We start from the raw sequence: 18448 nt of genomic DNA, 5'->3' as shown, positions 1-18448 counted from the left end.
AGACCGGCAAGAGGCTTAAGCCGCGCCCCGCTTTGCTGTAAGATACCGCGCCCTGTATATCGCGCCCCTGTCCCGGGCCGCGACGCAAGACACGATCTCTAGCATCCCGAGGCACCATGAGCGACTTCTCTCCCGGCCAGCGCTGGATCAGCGACGGCGAGGCCGAACTCGGCCTGGGCACCATCCTCAATTGCGACAACCGCAGTGTCACCGTGCTGTTCGGCGCCAGCCAGGAAACCCGCACCTACAGTAGCCGACAGGCCCCGCTGACCCGAGTGGTCTTCGGCAGCGGCGATCGCATCCAGTCCACCGAGGGCTGGCAGATGATCGTCGACGACAGCAAGGAATCCGGGGGGCTGATCACCTATATCGGCGAGGATGCCGCGGGAGATCCCTGCGAGCTGCCCGAGGCCAAGCTCGCCGACACCATGCAGTTCGACCAAGCACGCGACCGCCTGCTGACCGGCCAGGTCGACCGCAATGACTGGTTCGACCTGCGCTTCCGGACCCTGCACCACCATCATCGCATCGAACAGAACCCGGCGCTGGGGCTGGCCGGCCCACGGGTCGACCTGATACCGCATCAGCTGTACATCGCCGACGAGGTCGCCCGTCGTGCCTCGCCGCGCGTCCTGCTGGCCGATGAAGTCGGCCTGGGCAAGACCATCGAGGCCGGCCTGATCCTGCATCGCCTGCTGCTGACCGGGCGGGCCGAACGCGCCCTCATCCTGGTGCCCGACAGCCTGACCCACCAGTGGCTGGTCGAGCTGCTGCGGCGCTTCTCGCTGGAAGTCACCCTGCTCGATGAACAGCAGTGCAGCGCGCATGGCGAGACCAACCCCTTCGAGGCCGGCCAGTTGATCCTGGCCAGCCAGGACTGGCTGTTCGCCGACCCGCACCGCCAGTCCCAGGCCGACGCCTGTGACTGGGACCTGCTGATCGTCGACGAAGCCCACCACCTCGAATGGTCCGAGTCGGCGGTCGGCCCGGGCTATGCCTGTGTCGAGCGCCTGGCCGCCCATGTACCGGGCCTGCTGCTGCTGACCGCCACGCCCGAGCAGATGGGCCAGCAGAGTCACTTCTCGCGGCTGCGTCTGCTCGACCCGGACCGCTACCACAGCCTGGCCGACTTCCAGGAAGAGGAACGCCACTACGTCGAGGTCGCCGAGGCCATCGATGCCCTGGAACGCCTGCCCGGCCAGCCCGAGGACACGCAACGGGTCGCCGCCGTGATCGACGAGGACGACAGCCAGGCCCTGCTCGACACCCTGGCCGACGCACAGAGCGATGCCGCCCAGCGCGACGCTTCGCGGCATCAGCTGCGCGACCAGCTGCTCGACCGCCACGGCACCGGTCGCGTCATGTTCCGCAACAGCCGACGCCATGTCGGCGGCTTTCCCGAGCGCCGCCTGCATGTCGAACGTCTCGAGCCACCCGCCGCCTATCGTCGCGTGCTGCGCCGGCTGGAACGTGACGAGGACTACCTCGACGAGCTGCTCATCGAGAGCGGCCTGGATCATCCCGAGGTGCTGGTCTACCTGGACCTGATGTACCAGGCCATGGCCGACGACCCGCTGAATGCCGAGCCCTGGTGGCAGATCGACCCGCGCGTGACCTGGTTGCTCGAGCGCCTGACCGAGCTGGGTAACGACAAGGTGCTGGTGATCGCCCATGATCGCGATACCGCCGCCGGCCTGTCCGAGGCCCTGCGCGTGCTGGGCGGCCTGCATGCCCCGGTCTTTCACGAGGGGCTGACGCTGCTCGAACGCGACCGTGCCGCGGCCGCCTTTGCCGACACCGAGGACGGCTGCCAGGTGCTGGTGTGCTCGGAGATCGGCTCGGAAGGCCGCAACTTCCAGTTCTGCCATCACCTGGTGATGTTCGACCTGCCGCTGCATCCGGACCAGCTCGAACAGCGCATCGGACGCCTGGACCGGATCGGCCAGCGCCACCCGATCGACATGCATGTACCGGTCTTCGCTGACAGCCCCGGCGAGCGCCTGCTGCGCTGGTATCGGGACGGCATGGATGCCTTCAGTGCCCCGCATGGCCTGGGCAGCGATCTCTACGCCGCCTTCGGCGATGCCCTGGCCGATGCACTGCTCGACCCCGAGGCGCTGAGCGAGGTCATCGACGAGACCCGCAGCTTCTTCGAGGCACGCCTGGCCGAGCGCGACGCGGGCCGCAACCGGCTGCTCGAGCTCAATGCCTGCCGCCAGGAACGCGCCGCCAGCGTGGCCGAGGCCATCCACGAACTGGACAATGACCGCGCCCTGCGCCGCTATATCGACCAGGCCCTAGATATCTTCGGCGTCGACAGCCAGGACCTGGGCGGCGATCTGCAGCTGTTGAGCCCCAGCCCGCAGATGCTCGATGGCCTGCCGGGCCTGGTGAAGGGCGAGGAAGGCTTCTCCGCGACCTTCTCCCGAGAACGCGCCCTGGCCCGGGATGATGTGCAACATCTCACCTGGGAGCACCCGCTGACCCGCGAGATGATGGCACGCATCCTCGACGGCCCGATGGGCAACACCGCCCTGGCCTTGCTCCGGCATCCCTCGATTCCCGCCGGGCGGGTGATGGTCGAGCTGGTCTTCCGCACCCATTGCCCGGCCCCGCGGCGGCTGCACCTCAATCGCTTCCTGCCGCCCACCGCGGTGCGCGTGCTGCTGGATGAGTCGGGCGCCAATCTCACCGACAAGATTTCCTTCACCGGCCTGTCGAAGAACCTGCAAAAGGTCAAGAAGGCGGCCGCGCGCGACCTGATCAAGAGCCGCCACGGCCAGTTGCGGGAGTTGCTCGACAGCGCCGAGCAGGAAGCCGAGCGCGAACTGCCGAGCATTGTCGAAGCCGCCCAGCAGCGCATGCGCACCAGCCTCGACGCCGAGCTGGCACGTCTGGAAGCCCTGGCGCGGCGCAATCCCTCGGTGCGCGACGAAGAAGTGAGCGCACTGCGCGACGAACGCGACACCCTGGGGACGGCCATCGATGCGACCCGGCTGCGCCTCGACGCGGTGCGCGTGATCGTCACCGTGGATCAGGAGTCACGCTGACCCGGCCGCGCGGGGCGCTCGCGGCAGCACGCGAGCGCCCCTGTCAGGCTGCGCCGATGATGTCGTCCAGTGCCTTGTCGAGGGTCGGGTAGTCGAACTCGAAGCCCGCCTGTTCCAGGCGCCGGGGACGCATGTCGGCGCCGGTCAACAGCAGCCGTGACATCTCGCCGAGCATGACCTCCAGCACCTTGGAGGGCACCGGCATCAGGGCGGGACGCTTGAGATGCTGTGCCAGCTGCCGAGTGAACTCGGCATTGGTCACCGGATGCGGGGCGCTGCCGTTGAAGGCGCCCTGCTGCTCGTCATGCTCGAGCAGGAAGGCGATCATGCGCACCAGATCGTGACGATGCACCCAGGGCATGAACTGCTCACCATGGCCGAGCCGCCCGCCCAGGCCCAAGCGGAAGGCCGGCAGCATCTTCTGCAGGGTGCCGCCCTGGGCGTCGAGCACCAGGCCGATGCGCAGGATCGCCAGCCGGGTGCCGAACTCGGTGACCCCCTGGGCGGCCTCTTCCCAGCGCCGGCACAGGCGATGGGCGAACTCGTCGTGCGGCGCCGTGTCCTCGTCGACCTCGCGGTCTTCCTGATCACCGTAATAGCCCATGGCCGAGGCAGAGACCAGTACGTGGGGCGCATCCCCGGTATGCGAGAGCTGCTCGCAGAGCCTGACCAGTTCCTGCGTCGTCTCGAGCCGGGAGTCGACCAGGCGCTCCTTCTGGGCATCGCTCCAGCGCTTGCCGGCGATCGGCTCGCCGGCCAGGTTGACGATGGCATCCGGCGGCGTATCGACGAAATCCAGCGCGGAACGCCGGATATCGGTACCGCTCGGCAGCAGCGTGCGCGCTCGCTCGGGAGATCGCGACGCCACCATTGGCCGGTGGCCGGCTTCCTTCAACAGCGGACACAGGGCCTGGCCCACGAAACCGCTACCGCCGGTGATCAATACACGCATGACGTTCTCCTTGCTGGAGCTGTGTTATACAACGGTTATACACCTTTGCTAGTCTGCATGGCATGCTGCCCATCATACGCCCTGGGCACCCACGACCAGACCACTGCCGGGAGGCCCCATCATGAAAAAAGCGCTGATTCTCATGGCTCACGGTTCGAGCGACCCGCGCTGGCGCGAGCCCTTCGAGCGCGTTCATCAGGCCGCGGCGGAGCGCCTGAGCCAGCCCTTGCGCCTGGCCTACATGGAGCTGTGCGATCCCTCACTGGAAGACACGGTCGCCGAACTCGCCGAGGCCGGCATCGAGCATGCCGATATCCTGCCCTTATTCTTTGCCGCCGGCCGCCATTTGCGCAAGGACGTTCCGGCCCAGGTGGACGCCCTGGAGACACAGCACCCGAGTATCCGCCTGAGCCTGCTGTCACCGGTCGGCGAGCACCCGGACTTCATCGCGGCCCTGGCCGGCGTCATCGCCGAGCGGGACGCCTCGTGAAACCGGCGTTGAACCCGGAGTTGTACAAAGCTTCCGATCTGTACAACAATCAACAATCGCAACTGGCTGCCCGTTCATCCCCATCCCACGTCATGAGGCCGGCATGAGTCAAAAGGCGAGTCCCCCTGGCGACACCCCACGCTATCCGATTCGCGAGGTCTCGCGACTGACCGGCGTCAACTCCGTGACACTGCGCGCCTGGGAGCGTCGCTACGGCCTGCTGCGACCGCATCGTACCCCCAAGGGCCATCGCCTGTATGCCCGCGAGGACATCGAGCGTGTCGAACGCATCCTGCAGTGGCTGCATCGTGGCGTGCCCGTCAGCCAGGTGCGCGAACTGCTCGATCAGCCGGACACGTCGGCCAGGCCCAGCGCGGACCTGGATGACTGGGCCAACCAGCGCCAGCAGTTGACGGCGGCCATCGAGGCCATGGATACCGCCCGGCTGGACAGCCTGTTCAATCAGGTACTGGCCCTCTACCCCGCCCGGGTCTGCATCGAGAAGCTCTGGCAGCCGGTGGTACAGGAGCTGGAAGAAAACTGGGGCGACCGCCTCGGCCTGACCCTGCAGCGCCGCGTGCTGGAAACCTTCCTGCGCACCCGCATCGGAACACGGCTCTACCATGCCAACCCCCAGGCCGGTCCGCGCCAGGTACTGGTCACCCCCATGCCCGAGGCCGACAGCCCGTTATGGGGCTTGATGACCGCCCTGCTGCTCAGCGAACAGGGGCATCGCGTCCAGTTGCTGGATGCCCCCATGTCGCCCCAGGAGCTGAACCTGGCCGCCGAACGACTGGGCATCGATCTGATCCTGCTGGCCAGCGGCAAGGCCGAGAAGACCGACCTCATCAAGCGTCAGTTGCCCCGCCTGGCTGACCAGCTCGAGGCGCCCCTGGCCCTGTGCGGCCCGGTGGCACGCATCCGTGCCGGCGATATCGGCGACAGCCGGATCATCGCGCTGGGCGACCAGCTGGCCGAGGCCACCGCACGCGCCGGGGCGCTGCTCGCCGAGCTCCCACAGGGCAGGGCATGACCACCGCCTCGACGCCTCGCCAGCCAACCGACTGCCACCGGGAGCATGCATGACCCCGCGCCTCATCTGGTTTCGCAGCGACCTGCGGGTCCACGACAACACCGCCCTGTCTCGAGCCGCCGCCGAGGGGCCGGTCGTGGCCGTCTTCCTGCGCAGCACGCCACAATGGCGTCGGCATGGCCACGGCGCCAACAAGCTGGACTTCTGGCACCGCGGCCTGCTCGCCCTGCGCGAGACACTGCAGGGCCTGAACATTCCGTTGCTGCATCGCGATATCGACGACTTCGCGGCCGCGCCGGCCGCCTTGCTGGACATCGCGCGCGAGACCGGCGCCACCCGGCTGCATTTCAACCGTGAATACCCATGGAACGAAGCGCGCCGCGATGTCGAGGTCACTCGGACCTTCGACGAGGCCGGCCTGACGGCGATCGGCCACCATGACGCCATCGCCTATGCCCCGGGCGAGCTGCTCACCGGTGGCGGAGACTATTACAAGGTCTTCACCCCCTTCGCCAAGGCCTGGCACCGCCAGCTGAGCGGCGAGCGGCTGACGCTGCACGACGCCCCCCGGCCCCAGCACGAGTCGCCCGTGCCACCCGACCCGGCGCCCGAGCCGCCGACACTGGCGGGTACCCCGGCGGCGCCCGAGGCCTGGCCGGCCGGCGAAGAAGCCGCCGCCGACCGGCTGGAACGCTTCCTGCGTTTCCGCGGCCATCACTATGTCGAGCAGCGCGACTTCCCGGGCGTGGCCGGCACCAGCAGTCTGTCTCCCTACCTGGCACTGGGCATGCTGTCATACCGCCAGTGCATGCAGGCGGTGCTCGCCGAGAATGGCGGCCACCTGGCCGAGGGTGATGCCGGCCTCACCGCCTGGGTCAGCGAACTGGTGTGGCGCGAGTTCTACCAGCACGTGGTGGTCGGCTTCCCGGACGTCTGCCGCCACCACGCCTTCCAGCCACACACCGAGGCCCTGCCCTGGCGGGGTGATGCGGCGGGCCTGGCCGCCTGGCAGGAAGGGCGCACCGGTTATCCGCTGGTCGATGCCGCCATGCGCCAGCTGCGTCACACCGGCTGGATGCACAACCGCCTGCGCATGGTCACGGCCATGTTTCTCGCCAAGCACCTGCTGATCGACTGGCGCCGCGGCGAAGCCTTCTTCCTCGAGCACCTGGTGGATGGCGAGTTTGCCGCCAACAACGGCGGCTGGCAGTGGGCCGCCTCCACGGGGACCGATGCCGTACCCTACTTTCGCATCTTCAACCCGACCACCCAGTCGCAACGCTTCGACCCGGACGGGCGCTTCATCCGCCACTGGCTACCGGAACTGGCCGAGCTGCCCACCGGGTCGCTGCATGAGCCCTCGGCCCGGCAGCGCCAGGCCACGGGCTATCCCGCCCCCGTCGTCGAACACCGTGCGGCCCGGGCGCGGGCGCTGGAAGCCTTCAAGGGCCTGACGCCATGAGGCTGTCCGGGCCGAGCAGGGAGGGACACCATGCTGCAGGATGAATCCCTGGCCCGTTTCTGTGATGTCTATCATCAGCTAGACAAGAATTGTACAGAGAGGCTGTACGAGATTTACACTGAGGACATCCGGTTTCGCGACCCGCTCCACCATGTCGAGGGAATCACGGCGCTCAAGGAATATTTCGATGCCATGTACAAGAATGTCACAGAGTGCCGCTTCACCTTCCATGACGGACAGCGGCACCAGCATCGGGCCTTCGTGACCTGGACGCTGTCACTGGCACATCCCCGGCTGGCCGGCGGGCGGTCCTTCACGGTCGAGGGCTGCTCGCATCTGACCTTTGCGGCGGATGGCAGCGACCGGGTCTGCGAGCATCGCGATTACTTCGATGCCGGCGAGCTGCTCTACGAACGGCTTCCCGTCCTGGGCCGTCTCATCCGCCGTATCAGGCAGCGCGCTGCGGACTGAAACCTAGGCCGGTCATGCCACGTATCCGGTAAGCCACCGAAGGCGCCCGCCTCAGGAGACGACGATGGGTTCACTGAAAGCGACGCAACGCATCTGGTTGACCGGAGCCACCTCCGGGATCGGCCTCGCCCTGGCCGAACGACTGCTCGACCAGGGGCATCGTGTCGCCCTCAGCGCACGCCGTCATGCCGAGCTTTCGGAGTTGGCCGATGGCCATGCCAATGCCCTGGTACTGCCGGTCGACATGACCGACCGCGGCGCGGTGCTCGGCGCCGCCGAGGATATCGAGGCGGCGTTCGGCGGCCTGGACATGGCGATCTTCAATGCCGGCACCTGCGAATACCTGGATGCCCGGCGGTTCGATACGGCGCTGGTCGAACGCGTCTTCACGACCAACTTCACCGGTACCCTCTACGGCATCGAAGCCGCACTACCGCTGCTGCGACGTTCGGGCGCCGGCGGCGGCCGCCCCCTGCTGGCCGCGACTTCCAGCGCCGCGGCCTACCTGCCCTTGCCGCGTGCCGAGGCCTATGGCGCGTCCAAGGCGGCCCTGAGCCACTTTCTGGAGTCGCTGCGTCTCGACCTGGATCAGGAAGGCATCGACGTCAGCATCATTCACCCCGGCTTCGTGAAGACACCGCTGACCGACCGCAACGACTTTGCCATGCCCATGCGGGTCGACACCGAGACCGCCGCCGCGGCCATCCTGCGCGGCCTCGATGCCCGGCGCCTTGATATTCATTTCCCGCGCCGCTTCACCTGGTTGCTGAAGCTGCTGGGTAGCCTGCCGCCGGCGCTGCGCTTCCGTTTGGGGCGCCGCCTGGCCCGCCAGGAAACAGCGGGAGAGTCCGACGGATGATGCCCGCCGCCTCTCGCGCCGAGCAGCGTATCGCCGTGGTCGGCAGCGGCATTGCCGGCATGGCCGCTGCCTGGTACCTGTCACGACGCCATTCAGTCACGCTGTTCGAGGCCAATGCCCGACTGGGTGGCCACACGGCGACCATGGATATCACGCTCGATGGGCAACAGCACGCCATCGATACCGGATTCATCGTCTTCAACGACCGAACCTATCCACACTTTCAGCGCTTGCTGAACGCCCTGGACGTAGCGAGTCAGCCCACCGAGATGAGCTTCTCGGTTCACGAGACCCAGCGCGACTTCGAGTACAACGGTCATACCCTGGCTTCGCTCTTCGCCCAGCGGCGCAACCTGTTCAGGCCGTCCTTCCTCGGCCTGCTGCGCGATATCCTGCGCTTCAACCGCGAAGCGACACGCGACCTGCTCGAAGAACGCCTGGCGGAAGACATCACGCTCGGCGAATACCTCGATGAACAAGGCTATGGCACGCTCTTCCAGCAGCGCTACCTGCTGCCCATGGGGGCCGCCATCTGGTCGGCCAGCATCGAGGACCTGCGCGCCTTTCCGCTGCACCTGTTCGTGCGCTTCTTCCATCATCACGGCCTGCTGTCGGTGCACAACCGCCCGCAGTGGTACACCGTCGTCGGTGGCTCCCGCGCCTATATCCCGGCCTTGACCGCCCCCTATGCCGAGCGCATCCAGCGAGACACGCCGGTGCTGGGCATCCGCCGCCACGCCGACCGGGTGCAACTGCGCACCTCCGAGGGCAACCAGTATTTCGACCAGGTCGTGCTGGCCTGTCATGCCGACCAGGCGCTGGAACTGCTGGAGGACGCCAGCCCCGACGAGCGCGCCATCCTCGGCGCCATGCCCTATCAGGACAACAGCGTGGTGCTGCATACCGATACCCGACTCCTGCCGCGCCGGCGCCGGGCCTGGGCCAGCTGGAATTACCGCCTGGATGGCCGCGGCGGCCATGCACGCGCCTCGGTCACCTACAACATGAATATCCTGCAGCGCCTCGAGGCATCACGAACCCTGTGCGTGACCCTCAACGATGACGACGCCATCGCCGCCGAGACGGTGCTGGGACGCTATACCTATGCGCACCCGCGTTTCACGCTGGCGGGCCAGCTCGCCCAGCAGCGCCATGCCGAAATTTCGCGCGCCGACCGGCGTACCCACTTCTGCGGTGCCTACTGGCGCAACGGTTTTCACGAGGACGGCGTCTGGAGCGCCCTGCGCGTGGCCCGGGCGCTGGGGGTCGACGAGCCATCGCTGGGGGAGCCCGCATGCTGACCGCGCCTCGCTCACGCCTGTATCGGGGCTGGCTGCAGCACCGTCGCTTCACGCCCCGGCACCATGCCTTCCGCTACCGGGTGTGGATGGCCTGGCTCGATCTGGACGAGCTGCCCGAGCTCTTCGATGGCGTGCCGGGCTTCAGCGCACGCCGCCCGGCACTGGTGCGCTTTCGCCGCGAGGATTATCTGAGCCCGGAGACGCCGTCGCTGAAACAGGCCGTGTGCGACGAGCTACAGCGCCAGCTCGGCGCGGCACCTGCGGGGCGCATCTGCCTGCTGACCCAGCTGCGCACCCTGGGGACAGGCTTCAACCCGATCTCGCTGTATTACGCCTTCGATACCGACGACAAACTGCGGGCCGTGCTCGGCGAGGTCACCAACACCCCCTGGCATGATCGCACCCACTACGCCTGTCAGGTGGACCCTGAGCGCCATGGCCATCGCGCCGTCTTCGACAAGGCCATGCATGTCTCGCCCTTTCTGCCCATGGACATGCAGTATCAGTGGCGCTTCAACACGCCCGGCGAGGCGCTGAACTTGCACATGGATGTCGTCCGGGAAGGCCGCCGCCACTTCGACGCCTCGCTGTGGCTGAGCGGACGCCCGGCGACACCCCGTGCCCTGCTTGCCACCCTGGCGCGACACCCGCTGATGCCGCTCAAGACATTGGCCGGCATCCACTACGAAGCGCTGCGCCTGTGGTTCAAGCGCCTTCCCTGGTATCCCCGTTCCCGGCATGAGGAGACACCCCCGTGAATGCTCCCCACTCCCTTGAAACTCCCCGTCTTTCGGGCAAGGAAGACCGCTTTTCACGCTGGTGCCGCGCCCGCCTGATACCCCAGCTCGCGCGCCTCGAAGGCGGCCGGCTGACACTCGTCGAGGAGTCCGCCCGGCAGTCGCTGGGCCAGGGCGGCGAGCGCTGCGTCACCCTCTACATCCACCACCCGCGCGCCTGGCGACGCTTCGCGCTGGGCGGCACGGTCGGGGCCGCGGAAGCCTACATGGACGGCGACTGGGATACCGATGACCTGGTGGCCCTGGTTCGCTTGCTGGCGGCCAACCTGGAACGCGTCAATCGCGACATGGAGGGTGGCATGGCGTCGCTGGCACGCTGGTTGCTGAGCGTCGCCAATGGCGTGCGGCGCAACACCCTGGGTGGTTCGAAGCGCCACATCGCCGCCCATTACGATATCGGCAATGCCCTCTTCGCGACCTTCCTGGATCACCATCACTGGATGTACTCGAGCGCGGTCTTCCCGCACCCCGAGGCCAGCCTGGAGGTCGCCTCAACGCACAAGCTCGACCTGCTGCTCGACAAGCTGGACGTCCAGCCCCATCACCACCTGCTGGAGATCGGTACCGGCTGGGGCGGCCTGGCCATTCACGCCGCCCAGACGCGGGGCTGTCGGGTCACGACCACCACCATCTCCGACGAGCAATATGCTCATACGGCACGCCGGCTGGCCGAGGAGGGCCTGACGGAGCGGGTCACGCTGCTCAAGCAGGACTACCGGGAACTCACCGGACGTTATGACCGCCTCGTCTCGGTGGAGATGATCGAGGCAGTCGGCCACCAGTACCTGGGGACCTACCTGGCCACCCTGGACCGCCTGCTGACGGATGATGGCCTGGCCATGCTGCAGGCCATCACCATCCGCGACCAGCGCTTCAAGGCCGCCAGCCGCGAGATGGATTTCATCAAGCGCTACATCTTCCCCGGGGGCTTCCTGCCGTCGCACCACGCCATCCTCGAGGGCCTGACGCGGCGCACCTCCCTGAACCTGATCGCGCTGGACGAGATCGGCCTGCACTATGCCCGCACGCTGCGTGAGTGGCGCCAGCGCTTCGAGGACAACCTCGACACGGTGCGCCGCCTTGGCTATGACGAGCGTTTCATCCGCATGTGGCGCTATTACCTGGGCTACTGCGAGGGGGGCTTCATGGAGCGCACCATCGGCACCTGTCAGCTGTTGATGGCCAAGCCCGGGGCCCGCCCGACCCCCCTGACGGGGGCGCCGTGAGCTGGCGCGTGTTGGTCAACCTGGCGGGTTTTCAACTGGGCTGGCTGGTGTGTGTGCTGGGCAGCAGCCTGGCCGGGCTGCTCGCGACGCTCGTGCTGCTGAGCGCCCATCTGCGCTGGCTGGCCCTGCCCGGTGAGTGGCGCTTGCTGGCCGGGTTCGCGGGGCTCGGCCTGCTCGTCGATGGCGGCCTGACACTCGCCGGCGGATTCCATTTCGCCGACACCGGCTGGCACCTCGGGCCGCTGCCACTCTGGCTGTGGTTGCTGTGGCCGCTGTTCGCCAGCACCATCCGCCACGGGCTGGCCTGGCTGTGGCGCTACCCGCGCCTGGCCATGCTGGGCGGCGCCTGTGGAGGTGCGCTGTCCTATTTCAGCGGCGCCAGGCTGGCCGACGTGGCCCTCGCGCCGTGGCTGGTCCCGGCCGAGGCCGTGGTCTGGCTGCTCGTCTGCTATGCACTCGCCCGGCACCTGGGCCCTGCGCGGGGCCATCCGCATGAGCCACAGGGTTAAATGTCGGCGGCCACCAGCGGCGGCGCATACAAGAACCCCTGCACCTCGTCGCAGCCTGCCTCGCGCAGAAAGTCACGCTGCGCCGGGGTCTCGACTCCCTCGGCGACGACCGCCAGGGACAGCCCCCTGGCCATGGCCAGCACCGCACTGACGATGGCGGCATTGGCGCGATCGCCCGGCAGGGCCTCGACGAAGGTGCGGTCGAGCTTCAATTTGTCCAGCGGCAGGCGCGTGAGGTAACCCAGCGATGAGTAGCCGGTGCCGAAGTCATCCAGCGCCACCGGGTGGCCGCGTTCGCGCAGTGCCTCGAGCCGGGGCGAGATGTCGCCGGCACGCTCATCCAGCAGAGCCGACTCGGTCAACTCCAGCCCGAGCCAGCGGGCATCGAGCCGATGGCGCGTCAGCCCCGCCTGCAGGGCTGCCTCCACATCGCCCTGGAAGAGCTGCAGCGCGGAAATATTGATCCACACCGGCACCTCGAGTCTGCCCCGGTCACGCCAGTTGGCCATCTGCGCCAGCGTCTGGTCGATGACCCAGTTGCCCAGTGATGCCATCAGCCCATGACACTCGGCAAGGGGGATGAAGTCGGCGGGCAGGATCAATCCCTCCTGGGGATGCCGCCAGCGCAGCAGGGCTTCCAGGCCGGTCATGGCATTATCGCGCATGCGGTACTGGGGCTGATAATACAGCTCCAGCTGCCCGCCATTCGCCAGCGCGCTGCGCAGGTCGTTGAGCAGGCCCAATGCCGGTCGACTGCGCCGGTCCTGACTGGGGCAGTAACGCAGGGCATGGTTGCGACCATTGCGCTTGGCATGGAACAGGGCCGACTCGAGGCGCAGGAAGAGCGCACTGGCTACCAGGCCATCCTCCGGCGCCTGACAGCTGCCGATGGTCACGCCCAGCCGCAGCAAATGGCCCGGCAATTCGAAGGGCGCCGCCATCCAGTGCTGCAGGCGCGCCACCCAGTCCGCGTGATCCTGCCTCGAGGAGGGACGCAGGACCAGAAACTGGTTGCCCCCCAGGCGCCCGACGCTGCCTCCCGGCACGAACTCGTTGAGACGCCTGCCGATGAGCACCAGCAAACGATCGCTCAACTCGCTGCCCAGGCCTTCATTGATGGCCCGAAAGCCATCGACGTCGATCACGGCCAGGTCCAGTTTTTCCCCCGCGGTCATGTGGCGCAGCCGCGAGCCCAGCAGCTCGTGCAGGCGTCGCCGATTGGGCAACCCGGTCAACGGGTCTTCAAAGCCGATTCGCCTGAGATCGCTTTCGCTCGAGGCGTGGCCGGCGATATCGGACAGCACGCACACATAGTGCTGGATATGGCCATGGCGGTCCCGTACCGGCTGCACCTTCAACCATTCGGGATACTCGCCCCCCTGCTTGCGCCGCTGCCAGATCTCGCCCTCCCAGATGCCGGTGGCATGCACGGTCTGCCACAGGCTCTCGAAGAAGGCCGCGTCATGCCGCGGTGCTGCCAGTGTGGTGGCATTCAGGCCACGCACATCGGCCAGCGCATAGCCGGAGGCGCGCGTGAACGCCGGGTTGACGTTCACGATGCGGAAATCGGCATCGGTGACGATCACCCCTTCGGGAATCATCCCCAGGGCTTCGCGCTGGGCGGCATCACGCCATTGCCAGTCGCGCCACTGGCGCCAGGCCTGGTGGAGGCTCAGCGCCAGCAGGCAATAGGCCATGAGCCGCCAGCCCAGCATGTCGACCCAGGGGGCCGAGCACAGCGCCACCAGGGTGATCCAGAAGAGGGGGCGATCGAGGCGGAATACGGGCCACATGGTCAAGGATACCGAGAGTGGGGTGAGAGTCGTCTCCTGCATGCCAGCATGGCATGCTAGAGTCGGCAAGCCTGGATTTAACACTTTACTTCAAGGCAGGGTGGAATGCTCAATGTCAACGCGACGTGCATTCGACGAACGCGAACAGTAGACTAGGCAGTACCGCCTGGCGGTCGCATGCCGTGACACGGCATACAGTAATCTCGACTCTCGGAACGACTCAGTGACCAAGCAACATTCCTTTGATCGCGAAGCACTGCTGGCATGCAGCCGTGGCGAACTTTTCGGCCCCGGCAACGCCCAACTGCCGGCACCCAACATGCTGATGCTCGATCGCATCACGCACATCCATGAAGAGGGTGGCGAACACGGCAAGGGCGAACTGATCGCCGAGCTGGATATCCATCCGGACCTCTGGTTCTTCGACTGCCATTTCCCCGGTGACCCGGTCATGCCCGGCTGCCTCGGCCTGGATGCCATGTGGCAGCTGGTCGGCTTCTACCTGGGCTGGATGGGCTACCCCGGCCGGGGACGCGCGCTGGGCTGTGGCGAGGTCAAGTTTACTGGCCAGATCCTGCCCGAGGCCAAGAAGGTCAAGTATCATATCAATATCAAGCGCATCATCACCCGGCGCCTGATCCTGGGCATGGCCGACGGAACCGTGTCCGTGGATGGCCGCGACATCTATCAGGCCAATGACCTTCGTGTCGGTCTTTTCACCTCCACTGCGAATTTCTGAACAGGAGGCTCCCATGCGACGAGTGGTAGTCACCGGCCTGGGCATCGTTTCCTGCCTGGGTAACGACGCACAACAGGTACTCGAGGCACTGCGCCAAGGGCGGTCAGGCATTCGCTTCAAGGAAGACTATGCCGAGCGCGGCTTTCGCAGTCAGGTCGCCGGCGTGGTCGATATCGACCTGGATGCCGTGGTCGACCGCAAGCTCAAGCGCTTCATGGGCGATGCCGCAGCCTATGCCTATGTCTCCATGGAGCAGGCCATCAAGGATTCGGGCCTGACGCCGGAGCAGGTCTCCAACGAGCGTACCGGCCTGATCGCCGGCTCGGGAGGCGCCTCGAGCGCCAACCAGGTCGAGGCGGCCGACGTCATGCGCGACAAGGGCCTGCGCCGGGTCGGCCCCTATCGGGTCACCCGGACCATGGGCAGCACGGTCTCGGCGTGCCTGGCCACGCCCTTCGAGATCAAGGGCGTCAATTACTCGATCTCCTCGGCCTGCGCCACCTCGGCGCACTGCATCGGCAGCGCCATGGAGCAGATCCAGCTCGGCAAGCAGGACGTGGTCTTCGCCGGTGGCGGCGAGGAAGAACACTGGACCCTGTCCTGCCTGTTCGACGCCATGGGTGCGCTCTCCACCCAGTACAACGACGCGCCCGACAAGGCCTCGCGTCCCTATGACCAGGCCCGCGACGGCTTCATCATCGCCGGCGGCGGCGGCATGCTGGTACTCGAGGAGCTCGAGCACGCCCGGGCGCGCGGCGCCCGGATCTATGGCGAGTTGGTCGGTTACGGCGCCACCTCCGACGGCTACGACATGGTCGCGCCCTCCGGCGAGGGTGCCGCCCGCTGCATGCGCCAGGCCCTGGCCACGGTGGATGGCGGCGTCGACTACATCAACACCCACGGCACTTCCACGCCCGTGGGAGATGTGGCGGAGCTCAAGGCCGTGCGCGAAGTGTTCGGCGACGAGACGCCGGCGATGAGTTCGACCAAGTCGCTGACCGGCCATTCGCTGGGCGCGACCGGGGTCCAGGAAACCATCTACTCGCTGCTGATGATGAACCACGACTTCATCGCGGCCTCCGCCAATGTCGTGAACCTCGACGAGCAGGCCGCGGGCTTCGATATCGTCACCGAGCGGCGCGATACGGCGGTGGAGCGCGTGCTGTCCAACAGTTTCGGGTTCGGCGGCACCAACGCCTGCCTGGTGCTGGAAAAGTACCGCGACTGAGAGTCAGCCACTACCGGCCCGCAACGCCAGGAGGCGCCCGCCACAGGGCGCCTTTCTTTATAGCCGCCGGGCCCACGTCTCCGGTCAAGCCGACGCCGGACGCGGCACGTCGGAAATCTCGCTCAGCTGCGCCTCGATCCAGGCCTCGGTCTCCGCCAGCACCTCTTCCGCACTGCGTCCCGCCGTCTCGATGGGCTCCCCGACCACCACGGTCAGGCGCCCCGGCTGCTTGACCCAGTGACGCCCGGGCCAGCTTTCCCCGGCATTGTGCGCCACCGGCACCACCGGCACGCCCGCGCGACAGGCGATCACCGCGCCGCTCTTGTTGTAGCGACGCCGCTGCCCCGGGGCGACACGCGTCCCCTCGGGAAAGATCAGCACCGACAGGCCTTCCTCCAGACGCTGCTTGCCCTGAGTCAGCACCTGTTTCATGGCCCGCGACGGCCTGGAGCGATCCAGGGCAATGGGGTGCAGCAGGCGCAGCCCCCAGCCGAAGATCGGAAAATTCAGCAGCTCCTTCTTGAGCACGGTGCAGACCGGCGGCTTGAGCAACTGCAGATAGACCGTCTCCCACTCGCACTGGTGATTCGACAACAGCACACAGGCGCCCTCGGGCAAGTGCTCGCGGCCGCGAATCTCGTAGCGCACGCCGCACACCAGGCGGAACCAGGCGATGATGAAGTGGTTGTACAGGTTGAGCAGGCGATAGCGACTGGCCAGCGGCAGGAAAGGCGCCGGCGGCAGGAAGAGCACGCCACACACGAGCATGGCGGCAAAATAACCGATATAGAAGACCGTACTGCGAACGACATTCATGCCTTGCCCGGCTCCTTGTGCAGACCATCGGCTTCATCCCTCGCCAGGCACCACAGGTCCAGCATGCGGCCAACCTCGAGCCGCCAGGGCTTCTGATGCACGCCGAAGACTTCCAGTACGCGTCGACAGTTGAGCACGCGCCGCAGTGGCTGATCATGGTGATGATTGAGCGCCTTGACACCGCCCAGCTCGACGCTCTCGCCGCGCCCTTCGAGGCGGGTCTGCAGCTGCGTGCGCACCATCGAGACGAAGGTGTAGGCACTGACCGGTTCCGTACCGGCCAGGTGGTAGCTGCCCCAGGCATCCGCGCCACAGCCCTGCTGCTGCAGGATGCCGATCAGGGCCATGGCCACGGCATCGGAGGAGGTGGGACAGAAGACCACATCGGAGGCGGCCCGCTGCTCTTCGCCCCTGACCAGGCCGTCCAGCACTTCACCCAGCCAGGCATGGCTGCCATCCAGCGCGAACAGCGGCCCGAGCCGCACGATCAGGTGGCGCGGCAATTCGGCACGAATCCGGTCACCAGCCTGCACCAGCCGCCTGAGATCGTCATCCCGCGGCTCGGGGATGACATGCTCGTCGATGGGCTCTTCATGGCCCTGTTCGTAAAGCTGGTCGGACACGCACCACACCAACGGCAGATCACGCTGGCGGCACAGACCCAGACAGGCCTCGACGGCTTCGGCATGCGCCGTCACCGACGCCGGATCCGCGTTGATGGGACGCGACAGCGGCGGGACGATCAGGGCATCCGGCGCCACATCATCGAGCCTCTGCGGGGTGATGGCGAGGCTCGACTCGATGACCAGCTCGACATCGCTGCGCCGGTTGCTCTCCCTGGCCAGCGCCAGGCTCAAGCAATGGCCGGCATCCAGAATCAACAGCTTCACGACGGCTCCTATGTTCGATGATGCATCCGTTCGTCGAGATGCCGACGAACCGACGCTTCCAGCGGCACCATTTTACACCAGCTTCGCGGCCTGCGGGGCGTGCCGCGCGACGCGCCCCGCCGGGTCATCACGCCCCGGCAGAACGAGGCGTGAACGCGAGACCATGACGCCGGAGGCTAGAACGGAATTTCATCATCGAAGTCATCGAAGCTGCCGGGGTCCGGGGCGCCATAATTGCCGCTCTGCTGGCCGCCCTGGTTGGGCGCCGGCTGTTGCGGCGCGCGCTGGGGCTGCTGGGGCTGCCCCCCGCCCTGGTTGGCCTGCTGTCCGCCCTGTTGCGGCTGCCCGCCGCCGAAGTTGCCGCCCTGCTGAGGTTGACCACCCCCGAAGTTGCCGCCCTGGCCGCCATCACCACGCCCATCGAGCATCTGCATGTCGTTGGCGACGACCTCGGTGCTGTAGCGGTCCTGACCGTTCTGATCCTGCCACTTGCGCGTCTGCAGGCGGCCTTCGATATAGATCTTGGAGCCCTTGCGCAGATACTGCTGGGCGATTTCCGCCGTCTTGTTGAACATCACCACCCGGTGCCATTCGGTGCGCTCCTGGCGCTGACCGCTCTGGCGGTCCATCCAGGTATCCGTGGTGGCCAGGTTGAGGTTGGCGACCGCGGTGCCGGACGGGGTGAAACGCACCTCCGGGTCCTGCCCGAGGTTGCCGATGAGAATGACCTTGTTGATGCCACGGGCCATGGTTGACTCCTTATCAATACGTAATGCTGCGGATTCCTTGGCACCGGATCACCGGCACCGCCATCATGTCAGGGCCTCGCGAC

Annotated in this window: 17 protein-coding genes; 12 read left to right on the top strand and 5 right to left on the bottom strand. The window is 66.9% G+C overall.

Annotation, left to right across the window (positions count from 1 at the left end; translation table 11 throughout):
* Positions 1-116: 116 nt before the first annotated feature.
* Positions 117-3050: an RNA polymerase-associated protein RapA gene (gene rapA, locus HHA01_RS11930; RefSeq protein WP_141320976.1), complete on the top strand. Its 2934-nt coding sequence runs from the start codon at positions 117-119 to the stop codon at positions 3048-3050.
* Between the two features lie 43 nt (positions 3051-3093).
* Here the strand turns inward: rapA and HHA01_RS11925 are convergent, their stop codons facing one another.
* A complete protein-coding gene (locus tag HHA01_RS11925; RefSeq protein WP_141320974.1) occupies positions 3094-4002 on the bottom strand; it encodes a TIGR01777 family oxidoreductase in 909 nt (302 codons plus the stop codon).
* Positions 4003-4123: 121 nt separating this feature from the next.
* Here HHA01_RS11925 and HHA01_RS11920 point away from each other — a divergent pair, with 121 nt between their 5' ends.
* The 9 genes from HHA01_RS11920 to HHA01_RS11880 all read left to right on the top strand — a co-directional run bounded on the left by HHA01_RS11920 (position 4124) and on the right by HHA01_RS11880 (position 12150).
* Positions 4124-4492: a sirohydrochlorin chelatase gene (locus HHA01_RS11920; protein ID WP_141320972.1), complete on the top strand. Its 369-nt coding sequence runs from the start codon at positions 4124-4126 to the stop codon at positions 4490-4492.
* Positions 4493-4595: 103 nt separating this feature from the next.
* Positions 4596-5525, top strand: coding sequence for a MerR family transcriptional regulator (locus tag HHA01_RS11915; protein WP_141320970.1), 930 nt, complete (start codon positions 4596-4598; stop codon positions 5523-5525).
* A gap of 49 nt (positions 5526-5574) precedes the next feature.
* Positions 5575-6987 (top strand): deoxyribodipyrimidine photo-lyase, encoded by a 1413-nt coding sequence (gene phrB, locus HHA01_RS11910; RefSeq protein WP_141320968.1) that lies wholly within the window; start codon positions 5575-5577, stop codon positions 6985-6987.
* Positions 6988-7017: 30 nt separating this feature from the next.
* The gene (locus HHA01_RS11905; RefSeq protein ID WP_141320966.1) at positions 7018-7458 is read left to right on the top strand and encodes a nuclear transport factor 2 family protein; all 441 of its coding nucleotides are present in this window, start codon (positions 7018-7020) and stop codon (positions 7456-7458) included.
* 64 nt (positions 7459-7522) lie between these two features.
* Positions 7523-8317, top strand: a complete 795-nt coding sequence (locus tag HHA01_RS11900; RefSeq protein WP_141320964.1) for an SDR family NAD(P)-dependent oxidoreductase — start codon at positions 7523-7525, stop codon at positions 8315-8317.
* Positions 8314-9618 carry an NAD(P)/FAD-dependent oxidoreductase gene (locus HHA01_RS11895; RefSeq protein ID WP_141320962.1) on the top strand — a complete coding sequence of 435 codons (1305 nt, stop codon included), beginning with the start codon at positions 8314-8316 and terminating at the stop codon, positions 9616-9618. The genes HHA01_RS11900 and HHA01_RS11895 overlap by 4 nt, the downstream gene beginning before the upstream one ends.
* A complete protein-coding gene (locus HHA01_RS11890; RefSeq protein ID WP_141320960.1) occupies positions 9612-10376 on the top strand; it encodes a DUF1365 domain-containing protein in 765 nt (254 codons plus the stop codon). Before HHA01_RS11895 ends, HHA01_RS11890 begins: the two co-directional genes overlap by 7 nt.
* Positions 10373-11641 carry an SAM-dependent methyltransferase gene (locus HHA01_RS11885; RefSeq protein WP_141320958.1) on the top strand — a complete coding sequence of 423 codons (1269 nt, stop codon included), beginning with the start codon at positions 10373-10375 and terminating at the stop codon, positions 11639-11641. The genes HHA01_RS11890 and HHA01_RS11885 overlap by 4 nt, the downstream gene beginning before the upstream one ends.
* Complete coding sequence (locus HHA01_RS11880; RefSeq protein ID WP_141320956.1) at positions 11638-12150, top strand: DUF2878 family protein; 513 nt, start codon at positions 11638-11640, stop codon at positions 12148-12150. The genes HHA01_RS11885 and HHA01_RS11880 overlap by 4 nt, the downstream gene beginning before the upstream one ends.
* On the opposite strand, the gene HHA01_RS11875 is transcribed toward HHA01_RS11880, so the two are convergent.
* Complete coding sequence (locus HHA01_RS11875; protein WP_141320954.1) at positions 12147-13943, bottom strand: putative bifunctional diguanylate cyclase/phosphodiesterase; 1797 nt, start codon at positions 13941-13943, stop codon at positions 12147-12149. The genes HHA01_RS11880 and HHA01_RS11875 overlap by 4 nt on opposite strands.
* Before the next feature lie 223 nt (positions 13944-14166).
* Here HHA01_RS11875 and fabA point away from each other — a divergent pair, with 223 nt between their 5' ends.
* Both fabA and fabB read left to right on the top strand, forming a co-directional pair.
* Positions 14167-14682 carry a 3-hydroxyacyl-[acyl-carrier-protein] dehydratase FabA gene (fabA, locus tag HHA01_RS11870; protein WP_141320952.1) on the top strand — a complete coding sequence of 172 codons (516 nt, stop codon included), beginning with the start codon at positions 14167-14169 and terminating at the stop codon, positions 14680-14682.
* A gap of 13 nt (positions 14683-14695) precedes the next feature.
* Positions 14696-15910, top strand: coding sequence for a beta-ketoacyl-ACP synthase I (fabB, locus tag HHA01_RS11865; protein WP_141320950.1), 1215 nt, complete (start codon positions 14696-14698; stop codon positions 15908-15910).
* A gap of 84 nt (positions 15911-15994) precedes the next feature.
* On the opposite strand, the gene HHA01_RS11860 is transcribed toward fabB, so the two are convergent.
* The 3 genes from HHA01_RS11860 to HHA01_RS11850 all read right to left on the bottom strand — a co-directional run bounded on the left by HHA01_RS11860 (position 15995) and on the right by HHA01_RS11850 (position 18365).
* Positions 15995-16726, bottom strand: a complete 732-nt coding sequence (locus tag HHA01_RS11860) for a lysophospholipid acyltransferase family protein (RefSeq protein WP_141320948.1) — start codon at positions 16724-16726, stop codon at positions 15995-15997.
* Positions 16723-17616 carry a sugar nucleotide-binding protein gene (locus HHA01_RS11855; RefSeq protein WP_141320946.1) on the bottom strand — a complete coding sequence of 298 codons (894 nt, stop codon included), beginning with the start codon at positions 17614-17616 and terminating at the stop codon, positions 16723-16725. The genes HHA01_RS11860 and HHA01_RS11855 overlap by 4 nt, the downstream gene beginning before the upstream one ends.
* A gap of 176 nt (positions 17617-17792) precedes the next feature.
* On the bottom strand, positions 17793-18365 hold the full coding sequence (locus tag HHA01_RS11850) for a single-stranded DNA-binding protein (RefSeq protein WP_141320944.1): 573 nt from the start codon (positions 18363-18365) through the stop codon (positions 17793-17795).
* Positions 18366-18448: the final 83 nt, after the last annotated feature.

This window comes from Halomonas halmophila (genome assembly GCF_006540005.1).
GTDB lineage: Bacteria > Pseudomonadota > Gammaproteobacteria > Pseudomonadales > Halomonadaceae > Halomonas > Halomonas halmophila.
This window is presented reverse-complemented; position numbering and strand designations above follow the sequence as displayed.